This is a genomic window from Methanothrix soehngenii GP6 (assembly GCF_000204415.1).
In the GTDB taxonomy this organism is placed as follows: domain Archaea; phylum Halobacteriota; class Methanosarcinia; order Methanotrichales; family Methanotrichaceae; genus Methanothrix; species Methanothrix soehngenii.
The window spans coordinates 1,019,770-1,039,101 of sequence record NC_015416.1; the positions used below are offsets into that span (position 1 = coordinate 1,019,770).

At 51.1% G+C, this 19,332-nt stretch carries 23 protein-coding genes; 10 read left to right on the top strand and 13 right to left on the bottom strand.

What is annotated here, in order from left to right:
* Nucleotides 1-100 precede the first annotated feature (100 nt).
* Nucleotides 101-1,411 (bottom strand): transposase, encoded by a 1,311-nt coding sequence (locus MCON_RS05105; RefSeq protein WP_013718952.1) that lies wholly within the window; start codon nt 1,409-1,411, stop codon nt 101-103.
* A 164-nt stretch (nt 1,412-1,575) separates the two neighbouring features.
* Here MCON_RS05105 and MCON_RS05110 point away from each other — a divergent pair, with 164 nt between their 5' ends.
* The 6 genes from MCON_RS05110 (at nt 1,576) to MCON_RS05135 (ending at nt 5,761) form a co-directional block, all read left to right on the top strand.
* Complete coding sequence (locus MCON_RS05110; RefSeq protein ID WP_232844346.1) at nt 1,576-2,775, top strand: DUF4139 domain-containing protein; 1,200 nt, start codon at nt 1,576-1,578, stop codon at nt 2,773-2,775.
* Between the two features lie 105 nt (nt 2,776-2,880).
* Nucleotides 2,881-3,150: a hypothetical protein gene (locus MCON_RS15110; RefSeq protein WP_013718954.1), complete on the top strand. Its 270-nt coding sequence runs from the start codon at nt 2,881-2,883 to the stop codon at nt 3,148-3,150.
* Between the two features lie 5 nt (nt 3,151-3,155).
* On the top strand, nt 3,156-3,431 hold the full coding sequence (locus MCON_RS15115; protein ID WP_013718955.1) for a hypothetical protein: 276 nt from the start codon (nt 3,156-3,158) through the stop codon (nt 3,429-3,431).
* A gap of 324 nt (nt 3,432-3,755) precedes the next feature.
* Entirely contained in the window at nt 3,756-3,992 is a 237-nt protein-coding gene (locus MCON_RS05125; RefSeq protein ID WP_013718957.1) for a hypothetical protein, read from the top strand.
* Nucleotides 3,989-4,273 (top strand): type II toxin-antitoxin system RelE/ParE family toxin, encoded by a 285-nt coding sequence (locus MCON_RS05130; protein ID WP_013718958.1) that lies wholly within the window; start codon nt 3,989-3,991, stop codon nt 4,271-4,273. The genes MCON_RS05125 and MCON_RS05130 overlap by 4 nt, the downstream gene beginning before the upstream one ends.
* Nucleotides 4,274-4,534: 261 nt before the next feature.
* On the top strand, nt 4,535-5,761 hold the full coding sequence (locus MCON_RS05135; RefSeq protein ID WP_013718959.1) for a DUF4139 domain-containing protein: 1,227 nt from the start codon (nt 4,535-4,537) through the stop codon (nt 5,759-5,761).
* A 59-nt stretch (nt 5,762-5,820) separates the two neighbouring features.
* Here MCON_RS05135 and MCON_RS05140 read toward each other — a convergent pair whose 3' ends face one another.
* The 11 genes from MCON_RS05140 to MCON_RS05190 form a co-directional block, all read right to left on the bottom strand.
* A complete protein-coding gene (locus MCON_RS05140; RefSeq protein WP_048131933.1) occupies nt 5,821-6,279 on the bottom strand; it encodes an Hsp20/alpha crystallin family protein in 459 nt (152 codons plus the stop codon).
* Between the two features lie 40 nt (nt 6,280-6,319).
* A complete protein-coding gene (locus MCON_RS05145; RefSeq protein WP_013718961.1) occupies nt 6,320-7,663 on the bottom strand; it encodes a dihydroorotase in 1,344 nt (447 codons plus the stop codon).
* Nucleotides 7,647-8,129 (bottom strand): adenosine-specific kinase, encoded by a 483-nt coding sequence (locus MCON_RS05150; RefSeq protein WP_013718962.1) that lies wholly within the window; start codon nt 8,127-8,129, stop codon nt 7,647-7,649. The genes MCON_RS05145 and MCON_RS05150 overlap by 17 nt, the downstream gene beginning before the upstream one ends.
* Nucleotides 8,130-8,193: 64 nt before the next feature.
* Nucleotides 8,194-8,340 (bottom strand): hypothetical protein, encoded by a 147-nt coding sequence (locus MCON_RS16395; RefSeq protein WP_162144999.1) that lies wholly within the window; start codon nt 8,338-8,340, stop codon nt 8,194-8,196.
* Between the two features lie 128 nt (nt 8,341-8,468).
* Nucleotides 8,469-9,362, bottom strand: a complete 894-nt coding sequence (locus MCON_RS05160) for a DUF7847 domain-containing protein (RefSeq protein WP_157863680.1) — start codon at nt 9,360-9,362, stop codon at nt 8,469-8,471.
* A 338-nt stretch (nt 9,363-9,700) separates the two neighbouring features.
* Nucleotides 9,701-10,939: an ornithine cyclodeaminase, nickel-pincer nucleotide-dependent gene (locus MCON_RS05165; protein ID WP_048131935.1), complete on the bottom strand. Its 1,239-nt coding sequence runs from the start codon at nt 10,937-10,939 to the stop codon at nt 9,701-9,703.
* A 19-nt stretch (nt 10,940-10,958) separates the two neighbouring features.
* Nucleotides 10,959-11,420, bottom strand: coding sequence for an ectoine synthase (locus tag MCON_RS05170; RefSeq protein WP_013718966.1), 462 nt, complete (start codon nt 11,418-11,420; stop codon nt 10,959-10,961).
* Nucleotides 11,417-12,769 carry a diaminobutyrate--2-oxoglutarate transaminase gene (gene ectB / locus MCON_RS05175; RefSeq protein ID WP_013718967.1) on the bottom strand — a complete coding sequence of 451 codons (1,353 nt, stop codon included), beginning with the start codon at nt 12,767-12,769 and terminating at the stop codon, nt 11,417-11,419. Before ectB ends, MCON_RS05170 begins: the two co-directional genes overlap by 4 nt.
* 12 nt (nt 12,770-12,781) lie before the next feature.
* Nucleotides 12,782-13,351, bottom strand: a complete 570-nt coding sequence (ectA, locus tag MCON_RS05180) for a diaminobutyrate acetyltransferase (RefSeq protein WP_052297527.1) — start codon at nt 13,349-13,351, stop codon at nt 12,782-12,784.
* Between the two features lie 337 nt (nt 13,352-13,688).
* The gene (locus MCON_RS05185) at nt 13,689-14,432 is read right to left on the bottom strand and encodes an aspartate/glutamate racemase family protein (RefSeq protein ID WP_013718969.1); all 744 of its coding nucleotides are present in this window, start codon (nt 14,430-14,432) and stop codon (nt 13,689-13,691) included.
* A 71-nt stretch (nt 14,433-14,503) separates the two neighbouring features.
* A complete protein-coding gene (locus MCON_RS05190) occupies nt 14,504-14,986 on the bottom strand; it encodes a PUA domain-containing protein (protein ID WP_013718970.1) in 483 nt (160 codons plus the stop codon).
* A gap of 91 nt (nt 14,987-15,077) precedes the next feature.
* Between MCON_RS05190 and MCON_RS05195 the strand changes: the two genes are divergently transcribed.
* The 3 genes from MCON_RS05195 to purF are packed head-to-tail and all read left to right on the top strand — an operon-like array spanning nt 15,078 to nt 16,900.
* Nucleotides 15,078-15,296, top strand: coding sequence for an LSM domain-containing protein (locus MCON_RS05195; protein WP_048131937.1), 219 nt, complete (start codon nt 15,078-15,080; stop codon nt 15,294-15,296).
* A gap of 10 nt (nt 15,297-15,306) precedes the next feature.
* The gene (locus MCON_RS15585; RefSeq protein WP_013718972.1) at nt 15,307-15,477 is read left to right on the top strand and encodes a 50S ribosomal protein L37e; all 171 of its coding nucleotides are present in this window, start codon (nt 15,307-15,309) and stop codon (nt 15,475-15,477) included.
* 13 nt (nt 15,478-15,490) lie between these two features.
* Nucleotides 15,491-16,900 carry an amidophosphoribosyltransferase gene (gene purF / locus MCON_RS05200; protein ID WP_013718973.1) on the top strand — a complete coding sequence of 470 codons (1,410 nt, stop codon included), beginning with the start codon at nt 15,491-15,493 and terminating at the stop codon, nt 16,898-16,900.
* A gap of 143 nt (nt 16,901-17,043) precedes the next feature.
* Here the strand turns inward: purF and MCON_RS05205 are convergent, their stop codons facing one another.
* Nucleotides 17,044-18,288, bottom strand: coding sequence for an L-lactate MFS transporter (locus MCON_RS05205; RefSeq protein WP_013718974.1), 1,245 nt, complete (start codon nt 18,286-18,288; stop codon nt 17,044-17,046).
* Between the two features lie 417 nt (nt 18,289-18,705).
* On the opposite strand from MCON_RS05205, the gene MCON_RS05210 reads away from it, so the two are divergent.
* A complete protein-coding gene (locus tag MCON_RS05210) occupies nt 18,706-19,275 on the top strand; it encodes a gamma carbonic anhydrase family protein (RefSeq protein WP_013718975.1) in 570 nt (189 codons plus the stop codon).
* Nucleotides 19,276-19,332 lie beyond the last annotated feature (57 nt).

A 19,332-nucleotide genomic window follows, 5' to 3' on the forward strand; every position in this document is an offset into this window, starting at 1 on the left:
AATAGATTTATCAAAATAGATTATAAATTAATATCTATATTTTAAAAAATTTCGTTGGCTATAACTATGGCGTTAGATGCGGTTAGCGGTGCTGAATCTTTTAACCCGTATCTAGAAAAGGAATGAACATAAAGAATGCATCGAGTAGCGTCTTTTGAGGTCTTCCAAAGACTCCGGCTTTCTTCAGCGCAGAGAGCTTTATCTGCTCTTTGATTCCAAGTTCCTCTAACTGCTTTTTTCTATGAGTCTTGAGGCTTGCTGAATAGAAATTTTCTATAGGATTGTTTGTAGCTGGAGCATTATCGACAAAGTAAAACGCTGTAAGATTTGGCCAAAGCTCTTCGATTTTCGCCAGTCTTTTTCTTACAGATATCATGAACGAGTCAGATTGCATCTTTAAAATTTTAAAATTATTTAAAGCTTCATAATAATCTCTTTGTTTAAGGTTTTTGTTTTCCCTTCTGCGTTTCAACTCCAAATCTCGGACGAATTTATGAAATGCGTTCTTTGCCTCCTTAATCCAGGACTTATATTCCTTGTCGCTTCTCTGTTTCATGGTTTTCTCTTCTTCGATCAAGCAGGAAAGAAACTCTATCTCAGGCTCACGATCATAAAATATATTAAGCAATCTGTATTTAATTAATTCCTGTTCAATGCTCGTTTTTCGAGGAAAATCATTGACTATGAGCTTATTCAAATGGAGCAAACAGAATTGATGGATGACCTTATTACCGAAAACTCTTTTAAAAATATCACTGTATCCTCGGTAGAGATCTGTGACAATAAATATCTGCTTTTGGGTATCAAGATTTCTTCGAAGGAAACTTTCGATAGTATCGGCGTCTTTTGAATCATAAAGTTCATCCGCGATTACTTGCCTTGTTACCGAATCAAGGAGTGTCAAGCGATACTTTTGGTTTCGACCTGCCTTGGGATGTTGCTCATCATAATGCACAAACTGGATATTTTTGACCGGAGGGATATCCATCTCATCAATCGCGCACTGGACCATGTTCCGGATAGTATCTTTATCCCGAGGATATAGATAGCCCATTATCGATTCTATCACTTCATAAGATACGTGGTTAAGCCTCAGACGAGTGCAGATTTCCGTGATAATCCCTAAGAAGTCTGCCTTTAGATTGACCCAGAAGTCTCGATTTTCTTCAGTTGACTTTCCGCAAGCGCCACATAAATATTTCCCGACGTTTGCCCCTCCGAGATGTCTCTTCTGGCAGGTGTTAAAACCATTATGGCTCATTGGATGGCCACATTCGGGACATAATGGCGGCACTATTTTCCGAAAAATACCGCTCGCAGTAAATTCAAAGTCGTTTGAGTAATCCTGGAAGATATTTGAAAGCATTTCACGATACGGAAAATTTATCAAGCTTAATTGCATCTCAGTCATTGTAGGGTCACACAGGGTACATGATTATCATAATATTAATAATTTGTGATAGAATGTGCCCTGCCTACATCACTTATTTAGGAGCTTGTGCCCAGGAAAGTATAATATCTCGGACTGTTTACTCTAAAATGGGATTTGTAATGAAATTCTTCGCAGTTTTTCTGATGATGCTGTTGTGCGCCCCAGCCCTTGCCTCGACGGAATCGAGCGGGGTTGAGGCCACCACAGCCGTGACTTTGCCTGTCGACTCTGTCACCGTTTATCCGGACGGCCTGATGGCAGTGAAGCGCATGGGAACCCTGGATACAACTGTCGGCGAGCATAAGTTCGTAATCAACATTCCTGATGCAGCCGACAAGAGCTCCATCCTCTTGAGCGTGAGCAATGCCAGCGTACAGAGAGTGGTTTATGACTCCAATCCCGTTTACGCTCTGAATATCTCTTCCTCGGGACCGCAGGACTTTGCGCTCAGCTATCTGATGCACAGTGCAGGCTTCTGGGAGCCCAGATACGATCTGCATCTCGCCAATGATTCCGTTCTTCTGAATGCAAACGCCGTCGTCCGCAATCGTGGCGGAGAGGACCTGAAGAACGTGCGACTCAAGCTGGTGGCCGGACTGCCTCTTGCCGTCGAGCCGATATACAGGTCCGCACAAATCCAGCAGGCATATGCGGCCGAAGCAGCGTTAAACGAGGCTTTTGATCTGGCAGCTGCCCCAGAGGGCTCATCCTCAGGCGAACTGGAGACGCTCTACATCTTCGAGCTGGAGGGCAGAAAGGATCTGGCCATGGACAAGGAGATCGGATTCCCGCTCTTCCAAGAGAACGTACCTCTGGTCAGGGTCTACACCTGGAATGCCTACCTTCAGGAGGAGGGGCCTGCAGTGGAGGAGATCCGGGCCAATAACACCATGAAGAACCCCTGGCCTTCCGGGACGGCGCTGCTCTACAGAAATGACGACTATGTCTCCACCATAGACATGCCCTACACTGCATCCGGGACCAATGCCACCCTTGTCATCGGCCCGTCTGCGGATCTCAAGGTTACGAGAAAGCTGAAGGACTACAACGTCACGGAGAAGATCCGGGCCATCACGTCCAACGGACGGAATCATACCGTAAAAGAGACCACTGAGACCTGGACCTATCACCTCAAAGTCGAGAGCAATCTGGACCGTGCGGCCACTTTAGAGGCCACAGACAACCTGCCCCAGGAGGCGGAGATGATCGACGTCACCCCCAAACCCGCCGAGACCACGGCCACCAGCCTGAAATGGCGGCTACAGCTATTGGCGCGGCAGAAGACGGCCATCGACTACAGCTATCGAGTGGTAACGACGGAGAGCCTGGATGGTTCGTCCTAGGAATTTGGTGTAAACAATAGCTAACGGCGATTCAACCATAAAATAATCAAGAGACCATGGGATTCAAATCTCATCCACGATGAGCTCATCCCCTGTCTTGAGCCCATGGTCTTTAAATCAGTCACAGGCTCCAGTGGCCGAACCAGGATCATCTCCTGGGAAGTGATAAGCTCGGGCGGGATGTCCTTTCAAGGATTATCTTTGGGTGCCCGGCTCTCTCTGCTCATGCCCGCCATAATCGTAGTCATATCTCTCTTTATCAGAACCACTGTGAGCCTGCTGTCCGGATTCAAAGGCGGACTGGTGGATAGCCTGCTCATGAGGCTGGCGGACATGAAAAGCTCTTTCCCCGGACTCCTGCTCACCCAGGCATAATAGGCATGCTGGGGCCTAGGCTTTTTTACGCAGTGATCGCCATGAGCATATCCGGCTGGACAGGATACGACCGGATTATCCGGCGGATGACCCCATCCTTCCAGGAGACGGAGGCCCACAATATGAGATGCAGCGAAGGCCAGGCAGTCCTGGCCTTTAATGATGGCGATGAGGTGGCGATTAAAGCCTTCTGCGCTCAGGTTGAAACTGAGCATCCCACCTGTGCGAAAGAGCACCCGCATGATACCTCAAATAAAGGCAATCACTGGCGCTATATCTAATGTCTTGGGAAAGATCAAGGGCTTGAGGGATGATATCCAGCCCGGATATGCTGACAATCTCAGGCAGGTACAGGCCGATGTCCGAGCAATTAAGGAACGCTTGGGTATACGGTGAAAAGCAGCAACATCACGCCCTGCGGCAGAGCTGGCTTGACAGGATCGGGCAGGACGGGTGGGCCGGGCGAGCGCTCGTGATGCGCAGCTGCGCGGAGGCAACGGGCTGGATATTTTATCCAAAGCAAATCGAATATAATAAATAAGGGGAACGCAGTAAACTACTTGCTGCATCTAAATGATAACAATCAGTTGTGATGGGTGGTTTCAATGAGCGAAGTAATGGCAAAGCCCGGCTTTCAGGAGCTTATCGAGACTTTAGAGGCTCTGCCCATCGAAGATCGGGAAATGCTTGTGGAGATTATCAATAAACGCATCATTGAGCAGCGTCGAGAACGCCTGGTTGCAGATATGAAAGAATCTTTGGAAGCCTGCGGGCGAGGCGAGGTTCATACGGGTACTGTGGATGACCTCCTGAAGGATCTCGAAGAGGATTTGAGAGAGTGAGGCGGCTCATCTGGGCCAAAGCCTTCCGCCGAGCCCTCAAAAGAATTGTCAAACAGAGGCCGGATATTTTGCCGAAGGTTGAGAAGGCATTGCGCCTCCTGGCTGAGGACCCTTTTCATCCTGAGCTGCATTCTCATAAATTGAAAGGGCAATTGGAGAGGATGTGGGCCTGCAGTATAGATTACGATAATCGTATTCTCTTCATGTTCTTGAAGAATCCTGATTCAGGGGCGGATGACGTACTTCTTGTCTCGATGGGAACTCACCAAGAGGTATATTGACCATGTGACTTCGCCTCAGGCTCTGCAGTCGATTTCTTTTTAGTATCTCTGCCGCAGGATCTGCTCTTTTCTTGGCAGCGTCTCTGGCCAGCCTGGGATTCACGGGCCTGGGGCCTAGCCGCCCAGCGCAGAGTGGGGCTTGATGATCAGCGATTCCAGGGTTGATATTTTCTGCGCCTACCGGAAGATTGGTCTAAGAGATGGAAGTCATTTGAGAAAAAGCTAATACTCTTTACCACTCATTAAGAATGAGGTGTTCTTATGAAGCCCTATGCAATTATTCTAGTGCTGTTGTTATGCGTTCCTGCCTCGGCCTCGCAGGAGGCGAGCGAAGTCGAGGCCACAACCGCCATTACCCTGCCCGTGGATTCCGTCACCATCTATCCTGACGGCCTGATGGCAGTTAAAAGGACGGGACTTTTGGATGTGACCGAGGGAGCTCACAAGTTCGTGGTCAATGTTCCGGATAAGGCCGATTTCGGCTCTGTCCTTCTCTCGGTGAGCAATGCCACCACCGATAGGGTGGTCTACGAGTCAGATCCCATCTATACCCTGAACATATCGTCCGCTGGATCGCAGAGATTCGATCTGAGCTACCTCATGTACAGCTCTGCCACCTGGAAGCCCATATACGACCTGCACCTCAGCGAGGATCAGGTGCTGGTGAAGTCCAATGCTGTGGTGAGCAACCGGGGAGGAGAGGACCTGAAGAACGTGCGCCTCAAGCTGGTGGCCGGTCTCTCTCCAGAGGTGCATGCCTATCCTGCTGCACCCAGAAGCGCAGGTGCGGCAGATGCCAAAATGGCGTATGCGATGGAAGAGGTGGCATATGAAGCCGCCCCGGATCTTCCGGCCACGGGCGAATTGGAGACCCTTTATATTTTCGAGCTGGAAGGACGAAAGGACCTGGCAATGGACAAGGAGATCGGATTCCCCCTCTTTGAGAAGGAGTCACCCCTGGTGAGGATCTATACCTGGGATGCCAGCCGGCAGTCTGAGGGTCCGGCAGATGAGGAGGTCCGTATCAATAACACCCTGGAAAATCCCTGGCCCGAGGGGAAGGCCATGCTCTACCGCAATGGCGAATATGTCTCCACCATCCAGATGCCTTATACTCCTGCCGGCACCAACGCCTCCATTGTGGTGGGCACCTCTGCCGATCTGAAGCTGGAGAAAAAGCTCTCCGACTATAACAAGACCGAAGAGATCAAAGCGATAAGCACGCCTGAGGGTAACCGCACCGTCAAGGAGATCAGACAGGCCTGGACCTATCACCTTTCGATCAAGAGCAACCTGGACCGGACTGCAGATTTGGAGGTAACGGACACTGTTCCTCAGGAGGCGGTGATGATCTCAGTCTCCCCCGAGCCCGATGAGAGAACTGCCACCACCCTGAAGTGGAAGCTGGAGGTCATGCCCCGCCAGGAGATGTCAATCAACTACACCTATCAGGTGAAGACGACAGAGAGTCTGGACAGAGAATACTAAACCAGACCTCTCTCTTTTTTCTGCAAAAAAAAAAATTGATCGGCCAGTGGACAGCAGCGTTAATCCACCTGGACCTTCTGAGCATTTACCACTACCAATTTCGGAAGATGCACCTCCAGGATGCCGTCCTTGAACATTGCCCGCACCTGCTCTGGCTTGACCTCCGCCGGCAGCTTGATCTCCCTTTTTAGGCTTATGGAATTGAGCTCCTGGCGCAGATATCGGCCCTCCCTGGGACTGGCCTTGGCGTCGACATACAGGCTGTCCTCGGTCACCCTCAGGTCGATCATATCCTTGCTGGCGCCGGGCAGGGCCACCAGAGCGATCAGCTCTACATCGGCATCTATGAGGTCAAGAGGTGCCCGGTCAAGGCTCTTCGTCTCAGATATCTCGCCCGTCACATCGCCCAGGATCTTCTTCGCCGCCTGGCTCGCCTGGCTGGACATTCTCGCCGCCTCGACTGCGGCTTTGCCGATCATGCGTTCCAGATCGCTGGTGCCTGAAGAATCGGATCTCATAACTTAAAATAGTGCTCTGTTCTCATAAAACCTTTTGCATTCACTGCAATTGCGCTCCCTGGAAGCGTCCGTAGCCTGGTCCGACCGCCAGATCATCATCCCAGACCACACTGCCCCTTATGATCGTCATCCTGGGAAATATGGCCTTCATCCCCTCATAGGGGGTCCAGTCCGCCCGGCTGTGCAGTCGATCGGCCCTTATCTCCGCCACCCTCTTGGGGTCGACTATCACCAGATCGGCATCCTTTCCCACTTTAATAGCTCCTTTTCCAGCCAGGCCAAAGATCCTCGCCGGCCTGGTGGCCAGGGCATCCACCAATCGGTCCAGGCGGAGAAGATTTCTCCTCACAGCGAAAAGCATAAGCGGCAGCATGGTCTCCACCCCAGGGACCCCTGCTGGTGCCTCCCAGATGTCCTCTCCCTTCTCCTCCGGGAGATGGGGTGCATGATCCGAGGCTAAAATATCGATGCTGCCAGTCCTCAGCCCCTCCCAGAGCCGTTCGCTGTCTGCCTTACCCCGCAGGGGTGGATTCATCTTCAGCAATGACCCCTGCTTTTTATAGTCCATAACATTGAGAAGGAGATGATGAGGGGTGACCTCGCAGGTCAGTCTCGAGTTGGCATTATTATGAGCTGCACTTTTTGGCTCGGCTGCAACAGTCTCCTCTCTTGTCCATTCCTGCCTGGTCCTCTCAATCAGATTCAGTCCCTGGCCGCTGCTTATGTGGCAGATATGCAGACGGTCCGACCAGCCTGAGACCTTCTCAATGGCCTGAACCTCCGCCTCCACCGGCCGGGCGAGGGAGTGAACCTCAGGATCCTGCCGGCTGGATAGGGCCATTGCCATCTCTTTAATAATAGAGCCATCCTCAGCATGAATCGTAGCCAGCAACCCCAATCTCCTCGTCTCGGCGAGAATCCGAACAATCTCAGGATCGCTGTGCTCATAGCAGAATATCTCCCCGATAGCCTGGGCTCCTGCCTTCTTCAGCTCCTCGATCTTGCCCGGACCGCCATTGATGCAGTAGTCCACCACGGAGCTGGCTCGCGCCCGCTCCAGCTTCATCTCGAATGAGATGCGGTCTAGGGTCCTCGGATCGGTGTTCGGCTGGTCGATGACCGTGCTGATCCCTCCCGCGGCTGAGGCTGTTGATCCGGAGAGCCAGTCCTCTTTGTAGCTTGGCCCGGGATCACGAAAGTGGACATGAGCATCGATGCATCCCGGCAGGACCAGCATTCCCTGAGCATCGATCTTCTCTGCCGCCCGGTGCGGGCCGCCCAGGGCAGCGATCCTCCCCTCTTTGATCCAGATATCGATGCTTTTCAGCCCGTTATTTGTATAGACCAAGCCGTTTGATACCGCCAGATCAAAGTTTATATCCAAACCTCCTGAGCAAGAGGCGTCTCTCTTCCACCTGTTGGTCGTTCTCAGCGCCCCTGGGCACGAAGCCGTCGATCACGCCCATGATCCCTCGTCCGAGATCGGTCTCGGCCACCACCACCTCCAGGGGGTTGGCAGTAGCGCAGAATATGCCGCAGACCTCCTGGATGGATTTGATGGCATTGAGAACGTTTATCGGAAAAGCCCCATTCATCAGCAGCACGAAGGTATGGCCACAAGCCAAACACAGAGAGTTTTTCTTTGCCGCCTCGACCAGCTCCAAGTCATTTCCCTCTGAGCGCACCAGGCAGTCGCCGCTGGCCTCAGAGAATGCTATGCCGAACTTTGCCCCGGGGGCGGTTCCTGCCATAGCCTCGTAGAGGTCCTCTGCCGTCTTTATGAAATGGCTCTGTCCTAAAACCAGATTCGATCCCTCAGGGATTTCCATCTTTACGACCTTAAGTTCCATATTCAACCCTTCGAGGATCACTATTGCCGCTGTCAGGACTTATACTTTGGTCTGAGAAGCCCGCCTATTTTCTCAGGCCCTTCTTAGGCCCATGAGATTGAACGGCCAGCTTTCTGGTCTTCCTCAGGATGAACCTGGATGTTAGATAGTATATAGCCATAAAGAGCACAGCAGAATAGACCGCCATGGCAATGGATTCTGTGAAGCTCATTCTCAACAGAAAATAAGAGTATGGAATATAAATCAGCAGCACAAAAGCCGCGGCAATGGCTGCCTGCTGAATCAGTGCATACTGCCGAAAGCGCAGGATGATCGCCGAATAGCTCAAACTGGGAAAATTCACCAAGGATCTTTCACCTCTTCCTCTTTGAGCATACCCTTACGGACCATATAAAGCCTTGTCCACCAGAGATTGGCCAGGGGGGCTAAGACGAGCAGACTCACCAGACTGGTGGCCAATGACAGCAGCTGATATGCCACCTCGTTTCCCGAGGAGATTAAGCTGCCAATCATCTGCAAGACCACGGATAGAGCCATCACCACCAGCCACAGAATCAGGACGTCGAACTTGTTGTAGCGGAAGAAATCTATTCCTGCCCTTATGGCCTGCACCGGCCCTGCGCCCTCCAGCACCAGAGCATAAGGTGCAAGGGCTAATATGACTGACAGGATTAGGGCATAGAGGATGAACAGCATAAATCCAGCCAGGATCATTCCCAGCCCCTCGAGATTGTCAAGATTTCCGGATAAGGCTAGAGTAAGCTGCCCCATACCAGGGAGGAGGAAGATGAGCCCGGCCATCGTCGCCAATCCCATGATGAGGCTCAAGAGAAACATATTCCAAAAGTGCTTCCTTCCAGCGGACCACATGGCTGACGTTCTCGATTTGCCCTCCACAAGAGCCTGCCTGGCCATGCCTATAGCTCCGGCATTGAAGTACGATCCCACTAATGAGAGGACCACAATCATGCCCAGGAAGAGGATTAATATGGGGAGAAAATCCTGCCAGTCCATCCCGGCAAATAACCCCTCCATCACCTCAGCATCCTCTAAATCCTCCAAATGAGTCCAGTCTTCACCCAGAAATGGCATTGCAGCCAGGAACATGGCGATAAAAAATGCGGCGACGATCAGGATCGAGGCGAAACCGCTGAATATAAAGGGAACGCAAAGGTTGAGGTTCTTCTTCCAGATGCCAAAGCCTTTTCCTATCAACTTTCCAATCTCTTCCATCTCATTCCTCCTCCTGTCTTCTGTTTCATGTGGCCAAAATGCTGCAATGGCTTTATAGCTTTTCCCTCCAATTATCTCAGTCCCTGATGCAGAGCGCGGATTTGCCAGAGACGGTTTGAGTCTCTTTGCCAATGCTGCACAAAGATCATTCGATGGTCCTTTGCGTCTTCATCGTTTATCATCCCCTTTCTGACCATATAATGCTTTGTCCATAACTGGTTTATGAGAGGAGACAAGACTGGTTGCTGCGCCGGTATCGTTCTCAATCCTCCTCCTATTATTTGCACAACTCCCAGTATAAGGCATCAGATATGATCTTGAGGAAGAGAACATCGATTCTATTTTAATAAATTTTCATGGTGGGCTTCTTGTCCATCTATCTCCTTAACTAGCTGGGGGAGAAAGATACCAATATCCGTAACGAGTCCAATTGCCTGGGCAGAACCTCTGTCCATGAGCTTAGTCACCGTGGCAGGGTTGATATCGATGCATATAGTCTTTACGAAGGATGGTAAAAGATTGCCCACCGCAATGGAGTGCAGCATTGTCCCAAGCATAATGGTCATTTCCACACCCTGCAGTGCCTTATCCATAGCATACTTGGCCTCCACCGTATTCGTTATAACCTCTGGAAGTGGGCCGTCGTCACGAATGGAGCCCGCCAGGATGCAAGGAATGCCTTTCTTGATAGCCTCGTAAATTATGCCGCCCTTGAGCTTGCCCTCGGCTATGGCGTTTTTGATGGATCCGCTGGCCATAATCTCGCTTATGGCATAGAGGTGATTTCGATGCCCTCCGGAGATGGCATTTCCCTCGCAGTTCATCCCGAGACTGGTGCCAAATAGCTGCCGCTCGATATCATGGACCGCTACGGCATTTCCAGCCAGAAGAACGTCAATGTAGCCCTCTCGAATCAGCCAGGCAAGCGAGGGCGCAGCCCCAGTATGCACTAACGCCGGACCGCAGACCACGGCGATCTTTCCGCCTGCCTTTTTAGTGCGCACGATCTCTTCAGCCAGTTGCCGCACCAGCTCGCAGCTGGGCCGCTCTGAACTGACATCATTGGACATGAATTCGAAGTACGTTTTTTGGCGTGGCCTCTCCGGCGGAACTACCTTGACCCCGGCGGTACCTATGACCACCCGATCGCCCTTCTTGATATGGCCGATGGGCGTGCAAATGGCCCTACCATCCTCCAGCACCACCAGACAGTCCATGTGGTTGTGCTCCACCTCTACCCATGTACCCTGGTAGCGCACATAGGTGGGATGATTGGTGGTCGAGTAAAATCCGCGAGGCACAACCATATCCCTTGGCGCAATCTCGGTCTTGACATCCACCATCTCCACCATCCGGGCTCCCAAGGCATGCAACTCCAGGAGTATGCGGTCCAGATGATACCCATCCTCGCCGGCGACAGTTATCTGGATATAGCTGGTGTCATTCTTCTTTAGGCCTATGCGGAAGTTCTTGATTTCGAACTCACCCCCCATATCCATGATCTTATCCAATACTTTAGCAAGCATTTGCGAATCAATGAGATGGCCATTCATCTCGATCTCAGCAAGCTCTCTCATAACCCCACCCACAATAGAATTATCCTGCAATCTCCTCTCCATCGAGCGGATAGGCGCCGTCCTCGTCATGGATCTCCCTTCCATTTAGGGGTGGATTAAATACGCATGCAAGCTTCATTGTGGTCTTCGCTCTAAGGATGTGGCGGTCGTTTTTATCAAGCACATAGATAGTCCCGGGTGCGATTCGATAGATCACGCATGCTTGTTCGACACCCCCCGGCTCACCAATTCGCACGGCATCTGCCACACCACCGTCATCTGTTCCATCCAGGACTTCCACCTCTCCTTCTCCTTCGATGCAGTAGACAGATTCGAGATGGTTTTTATACCAGATGTGGGTCTCCGTCCCCGGATAGATGGTTGTTATGTGGAAAGAGAATCCCATACAGTCCCCCTTCAGCAGGAGACGGACGCTCTCCCAGTTCTCGGCGACTACCCTCCGATCGGACCTCTCGGCGTCCTCGAGATTTCTTAATATCATGCCAGAACCTCGATATCGCTATCCATCTTTCTCGTCGCTTTAAGACGCATTTTTTCCATCACATCTCTTATGCTCTCTTCTAGTATGGACAGGCCCTTATCGAGCTCGTGGTCGCTTATCGTGAGCGGTGCCAGAAACTTGAGGACCTGGTCCTCTGCCCCAGATGTCTCTATTATCAAACCCTTCTCAAATGCGACATGGGAGATCATAGATGCAATCTCACCCGTCCTGCAATCGAGAGCCTGGACCATCCCCCGGCCACGGGCAGAGAGCGTTCCCGTATCGTCGAGGTCAACCAGCTTATCAAAGTGCTCCCTGACGAATTCACCTTTCATTCTCACTTTCCTTGAGAACGAGGCATCACTCCAGTACTCTTCAATCGCCGCTCTCGCGGTGACGAAAGCCAGGTTATTTCCCCGAAACGTTCCGTTGTGTTCGCCGGGTTTCCATTGATCAATACCTGGTTTCATCAGGACCATAGAGAAGGGTATGCCGTAACTGCTTAGCGACTTTGAGAGGATAATGATATCTGGTGAGATCTTAGCTTCCTCGAAGCTAAAGAAAGTCCCTGTCCTTCCACATCCTACCTGGATGTCGTCGATGATCAGGAGGATACCGTGCTTTCGGCAGATCCTCTCCAGAGATCTCAGCCACTCTGAAGTTGCTACATTTATTCCGCCCTCGCCTTGGATCGTCTCGACAATCACTGCCGCCGGCTGGTCAAGGCCGCTGCTTCTGTCTGTTAGCACCTTATCCAGGTACTCGGTTGTATCGACCTCTTCACCCATATAGCCATCGAAGGGCATAAATGTCGTGCCATGCAGCTGTATGCCGCATGCGTCTCTGAAATAGCTGTTTCCGGTTGCGGCGACCGATCCGAGGGTCACGCCGTGAAAGCCATTCGTAAAGGAGATGATGGTCGACCTTCCCGTGACGTTTCGAGCAATCTTCATCGCAGCCTCGACAGCGTTCGTTCCGGTCGGTCCGGTGAACTGCATCTTGTACCTCATGCCTCTTGGCTTGAGGATCAGGGAGTCGAAGGTCTCAATAAAGGCCTGCTTTGCCTCCGTCACGAGGTCGAGGCTGTGGACTATCTTGTCCGACTCTATGTATTCGAGCAGCTTCTCCTTGATAGCTGGATTGTTATGGCCATAGTTGAGGGCACCAGCACCTGCCAGGAAATCGATATACTCACGTCCTTTTTCGTCCTCGATGGTGGCTCCTTTGGCTTTGGTGAATACCACCGGGAAGCGACGGCAGTAGCTTCGAACTTCTGACTCATGATTATTCACCATGCTAATATCATTCTCATTTCCTTCTTTTTCCGCTTCCATCCTAGTATCCTTCATGATAGTGTCACCTCATCCGTTCATCTTGAACGGCCCTATATTGAACAGACATTCTGCTTCGTGATCAAAATCCCCGAAATCAGATTCAGAGAAGCAATCAGAAACATCACAATGAGCGTCTAGCTCTTGTGCAAGCCCCCTGAAGAGCCTCTTTGATGCCTCATTTGACGGCGATATCGTCGTCTCGATATATCGGCAGTCTCTCGTCGAAGGCCTATTCAATACATCAAATAGCATCCGTTTTGCGATGCCTCTATTCCTGGAATCGACATCTACAGCAATCTGCCAGATGAAGAAGACGTCCCATCGGTCCGGTGGTCGGTAGCCTGAAAGGAATGCTACGATCTCCCCTCCCTCTTCAGCGACAACGCATGTGTCAGCAAAGTCACGGCAGAGCAGGAGATAGCAGTAGGTTGAATTGATATCCAGCGGCTTGCAAGACCTGATAAGCTCAGATATCCTGGCCCCATCATTGAGCCTGGGCTTTCGAAACTTCAGCCGACCCACATCTTCGCTATCTGAAGATCCTTGATCGCTCTTCATGGATCTGGCTTCTTGCAGTCGTTTTGATAACTGCACCATCTATTCACCTCCAGGATGGTAAATCCGGAACTATGGTTGCTGTCTACTCCCATCTTTTTCAGGGTGAGCTGTACCTGCTATTGTGCATAATGCATTCGTTGCCCTCAGTGATGCTGATAAGGTCAGATGCTTCTGCAATTAACTGTTGTTTAAATTGATCTGCCTTAAATGTTTGGGTTTTTTCAATTTACTTGTAGTTAATGCAAATTAAATTTAGCATATTTCCTGGCAAAGATCAAAAAATTGAATCCTTTGGATGATTCTAATTAAGATGATATGAAGATAATAATGGTAATAAGACCGGTGCCCAAAGAGGTAGCGCAGTTACTTGTGCCGATTATGCCTCCGATCTGATCTTACCCTCAAAACTCTCCTTGACGAGCGCCGAGTGGACATAGTTAATCATTGTAATGTAATCAAAGACAGGGAGTTCGATCGCCTTTTGAATCGCCCTTGCATAAGGAGGAAGACAGCTACATTCCAGCAGGATGGCACGGACATTCTGCTCCTCCTCGACCATTTCACTGGCGACAGATAATGCCTCCCTTTTAACTTTCTCCGAGTCGAGGAATCCAGTCTCCTCGATAACGGCTTTTGAGAAGTTTTCTCGGTCCTCCATACCCCTTATCACCAGACGCTCGCCTGAACTGATCCCAACAGCCTCAAGGAGGGTTTCGTCCAGGCTCTTCGAATCGGCGGTTATGATCCCCACCTTTTGGTCGCGACCAAGGATGCTGAATATAAAGGGAATCTGAAGGAGGCTTGAGAGGAAGACGGGGACATCGAGGACCGCAGCAAGACTCCTCTGATGAATGGCAAGAAATCCGCAATCTCCGGTAATGGCTCTGACACCCTGGCTGACCAGTTCTTCTGCCGCTGTGTGGAGCAGCTCAAAGGCCGTCCGATCTTTTCCGAGGGTTCTTTTCGTCGTTAAACCCTCAACCTTCTGGAATCGCACGGGAAAGCAGTAGGTGGTGGCATTGGCCACATCCCCTGGAATAAAGGGAGTGAAGCAGTCCAAAAGGAGGATGCCGATAGCTTCGCCGTAGCTGGCTTGTCCTGATCTAGCTTTATAAATCATTATTAATACCCTTGACTTTAATCATCTGCCCAGCTCCAATGTTACATGCGTCTGTTCGGGCGACCTTTGCCTCAGCCCTCCAGACCCTTCCAGATAAGGTCCCCCACGTGGTGGAGTGACTTTACCGCTTTTCCCTCCCCCTTCATCTCCGTCCCAGCGACCAGTGCCCGTCCAATGGCCAGAGGCTTCTTATGCCTCTCCTCTACTATCACCACCAGGTCTCCGGGGGCGATCTCCGGGTCAGCTGTGACTATTCCCGGCTTCATGATATCCGCCCCGTTCACCACGAACCTAACGGCGCCTGAATCCACCACCACCAGTCTCTTGCTGGGCCCCAGATCGATGGCCCCCAGAACGGTGAAGAAGGGCTCATCATCCACAATCATCATTAGAGGTCGGCCGTTCACGAAGATAAGATCAAGACCCTCGTCGCTGACCGCCCTCTCCAGGGATGCTTTGCGCAGGACAGATGAGTCATCCAGGAATGGCTCAATGCATGCTACAACCTTCCTGGCATCGCTTCCTTTGAGGTGGTGCCTGGATTTAATCTTCATATGCTGTGGATATCCCGATAGGTTTAAATATGCAACGAGCAAGTTTGGAAACCGTAGCCTTTTGCGGTTATCAATGCTGGAGAGAGGATTAATGGGTCAGAGACCGCTTGATATTCTGAATGAATCACTGAATGGGCCCGTCATAGTTAAGCTCAAGGACGGAAGAGTCTTCCGGGGAGAGCTTCAGGGTTATGATATCCACATGAACCTGGTGATGGATAAAACGGAAGAAGTAGCAGAAGGGGCGGTTGCCCGTAACATCGGTACGGTAATCGTGCGCGGAGACAATGTAGTTTATATTTCACCTTGAGGTGTTTTAGATGACCAAGGGTACTCCTTCAATGGGCAAGCGCCACAAGAGCTCGCATATAAGATGCCGGCGATGTGGTAGCATCTCGTTTAATTTCAAGAGAAAGGTTTGCGTTCAATGCGGCTTTGGCAACTCAGCAAAGCTCAGAAGCCATAAGTGGATGAGAAAAGCGGACTACTAGAGAGAGGCGAAATTTGCACGATGCCTGCGGCGTTGTAGGGATCTCATTAAATGAGACTGCCAATGGCGCAGCCAAATCCATCTATTACTCCCTCTATGCTCTGCAGCATAGGGGGCAAGAGGCTGCTGGCATCTCAGTGCATGATGGCAAATCCATTCGCACCCACCGGGCCATGGGCTTGGTCTCGGAGGTCTTCGACGATGCCCAGATCGCCCTTCTGCGCGGACATGTTGGCATCGGCCATGTCCGATATGCGACCAGCGGCCGATCCTGCATAGAGAACAGCCAACCTCTTTTAGTGAAATATAAGGACGGTGCCATAGCCACCGCCCATAATGGTAACCTGGTCAACTCCACACAGCTCAGAGAGCAGCTGGAGGAGGCAGGGGACATATTCTACTCCACCTCAGACACCGAAGTGATCGCTCACCTTTTTGTCAAAGAGCTCCTTCACTATGACCTGCCGGAAGCAGCCCGCGCCCTGATGAGAAAGATCGTGGGCTCTTATTCCCTGGTATTTCTCTGGGGGGACACTGTCCTTGCGCTACGCGATCCGCTGGGAATCAAACCCCTCTGCATCGGAGAGATCGATTCAGGGTTCATGGTGGCTTCGGAGAGCGTGGCCATAGATACACTAAACGGGAAGTTGGTAAGGGATGTCAAGCCAGGCGAGTTGATAGTGATAAGGAACGGCGAGATGAAGTCCTATCAACTGGCCCGTTCCACCCGGCCGGCTCATTGCATCTTCGAGTACATCTACTTTGCCCGGCCTGATAGCATTATGGATGGCCGCTTGATCTATGATGTGCGGGTGAACATCGGCTCCAACCTGGCTCGGGAGCATCCCGCCTGTGCGGACACCGTCACTCCCATCCCCGACTCAGGAATAACTTTGGCCGTGGGCTACCACCAGCATTCCGGCATAAGCTACCGGGAGTGCCTGATGAAAAATCGCTACATTGGCCGAACATTCATCATGCCCGATCAGAACATGAGGGAGACGGCGGTGCGCCTGAAGATGAACACCATCCGGCCGAACATCGAGGGGCATAAGCTTATCCTGGTAGACGACTCCATTGTACGCGGCACCACCAGCCGGAGGATAGTGAACATGGTCCGCAAGGCCGGAGCCCAGGAGGTGCACGTCCGCATAGGCAGCCCCCCCATCCTCGCCCCCTGCTATCTAGGAATAGACATGGCCAGCCGGGATGAGCTGATCGCCGCCCATAAGACGGTTGCAGGGGTGGAGGCGGTAATAGAAGCCGACTCACTGGGCTATGTAAGCCACGAGGGGCTGGTGGATGCAGTGGGCATACCCAAGGAGAACCTGTGCATGGGATGCCTGACCGGCCTGTACCCGGTCCCGATACCTGGAGAGAAGTGTCTGGCGGAGCAGACAAGGCTCTCGGAATATCTGGACTAGATACAAGGTATCTGGATTGGTGATCATCTTCTAGCTGAATTTCCTCTTTCGATTATTGGGAAAAAAGATCATGGCAAGAGGATGGATGGCTGCAGCAGCATCCTCTTGCATCGGATTACTTGATTCTAAATGGGTTAAATCAGCTACTCTGGCGGTTTTGGATGCTTCAGCATTGTGAAGGCTATCACTATTCCCAAAGCGGCCAGAAGGGCGACATAGGGGAATACGCCCACATAGCTTCCAGACATCTCCTTTATCGCTGCAGCCAGCTGTGGTCCTACGATGGCACCGATACCATATGCTAGGAAGACGACGCCGTAGTTCCTGGGATAGTCACAGGTGCCAAAGAAGCTTGCCGTTGCCGTGGGTGCTATGGCCAGCCAGCCTCCCAGACACATCCACAGAATGGCAAATGCCACAATGTAGATCGTGGTTGCACCAGGCACAGCCATCTGCCACATCATCAATGATGCCAGGCCGATCAGTACGAATGACACTATGGCAGCATTTCTGGGGGTGATCTTGTCCGTCAGCGTTCCAAATATAGGTCTGCCACCACCGTTGAATATGGCGAAGAATCCCACCAGCATGGAAGCCAGTCCAGATTCAATCAGGATTACCTCCTGGCCCACCGGTTTAGATATGCCTATGGCCATCAATCCTGCCACACATCCTATGAAGTAGCAGAGCCAGAGACCGTAAAATGTGGTGGACTTGAGCATCTGTTCGCGCTTGAACTCGCATGTCACTGCTGCGCCTGGTTTGGGCGCCGGAGGGTTCCAGCCCGCTGGTTTGTATCCTGCTGGCGGGAAGACCAATGGCATTGAGCAGAGGGTGATGATTATGATGAACGCAATTCCAAAGAACCGGAATGTGCTCATGACATCGAATGCCTCGATTAGGTATGTGGCGATATTGGCGGTGAAGAAAGCCGAAAAGCCGAATCCAAGCACAGTTAGGCCTACCGCGAGACCTCTTTTATCGGGGAACCATCTGGCTGATACTGCAACCGGACAGCCGTAGGCAATTCCCACCCCAAGGCCTCCGACGATGCCGTAAGTGGGGATGAGCATAGAGGTTGAGCTGGACATGGATGCCAGCAACCAGCCCAATCCGCATATGATTCCACCCAGCATAGCCATCTTGCGAGGCCCGTATTTTTCGATATACTTTCCGGAAAAGACCATGGCAACAGAGAATACAAACAGGAAGATTGAAAACGGCAATAGTACTTCGCTCGCTGATACAGTCTGACCCATTGCCGCGAAGTGAGCAGTCAGAGGATTGACGAAGACAGACCATGAATAAACGCTACCAAGGCATAACATGATTATGGTGCCTAGAATTACAAACAACCACCGCCCGCCGGGCGGGTCCTTCTGAACCATAATTTAATTCACCTCACTGAATACATCTAAATATCAATAATCATCAAACAATACTTTGAATGAATGTAATCATTGCAAATTTGTATATCACTTTGCACTCGTCCTCTTGCTTACCTCCTTATCCCCCTCATCACCCTCGAAGGATTATTCAATGGCTTTGAATCTATTTTGCCCCCCCCTATATTTAAAATTAGCGGCAATTGTCTGGATTATAGATTATAATATTGCACATATCGCAAAAATGGACAGCACTATTGACAATCGGATTCGATATGTATTCTAATGATCAGAATATGACGCACCTTCAGGAGACACTATATTAATCAATATCTACGATGACATATAGCTCCTTTTGCAATCGTCGTTAATGGCAATCTCTTTTAAGGTGAATGGTGAATATGCGAAAAGGTGGTAAATATGCTCAAGGCCAATTGCAGAACCTCATGGAATAGCACTGAGATCATGCCCCAGATACATTCCTCGTCCTATGTGGATGAGTCGGCGACGATCATAGGCGATGTGCGCGTCGGCAAAGATGTCTATATCGCTCCATCCGTATCCCTGCGGGCGGATGAAGCCAGCCCCATAATCATTGGTGATGAATGCAACATCCAGGATAGCGCCGTCTTTCACGGCCTCAAGGGAAGCTCCATCGAGCTGGGAGAGAATGTCTCCGTCGCCCATGGAGCGGTCATTCATGGGCCCATCAAGATGGGAGACGAGTGTTTTGTGGGCTTCAACTCCGTGGTTCACGCCTCAACCCTGGGAAAGAAATGCTTTGTCGGCCACCTGGCAGCAGTCATAGGCGTCAATCTGAAGGATGGCAGTTTTGTGCCCCACGGTAAAGTCGTCGATACTCAGGAGAAGGCGGATGCTCTTGGCCGCGTGCCGGAGAGCCTCAAGGACTTCAATGAGGAGGTGGTGGAGGTAAACTGCGAGTTCGCCAAAAGCTATGGCATTCGGAGGAAGTCCTGCGTGGGGCAGTGAGTTCCCCCTGAAAACCCAGAACTTTTTTTGCTTCATCATCCAGACAATAAATATATA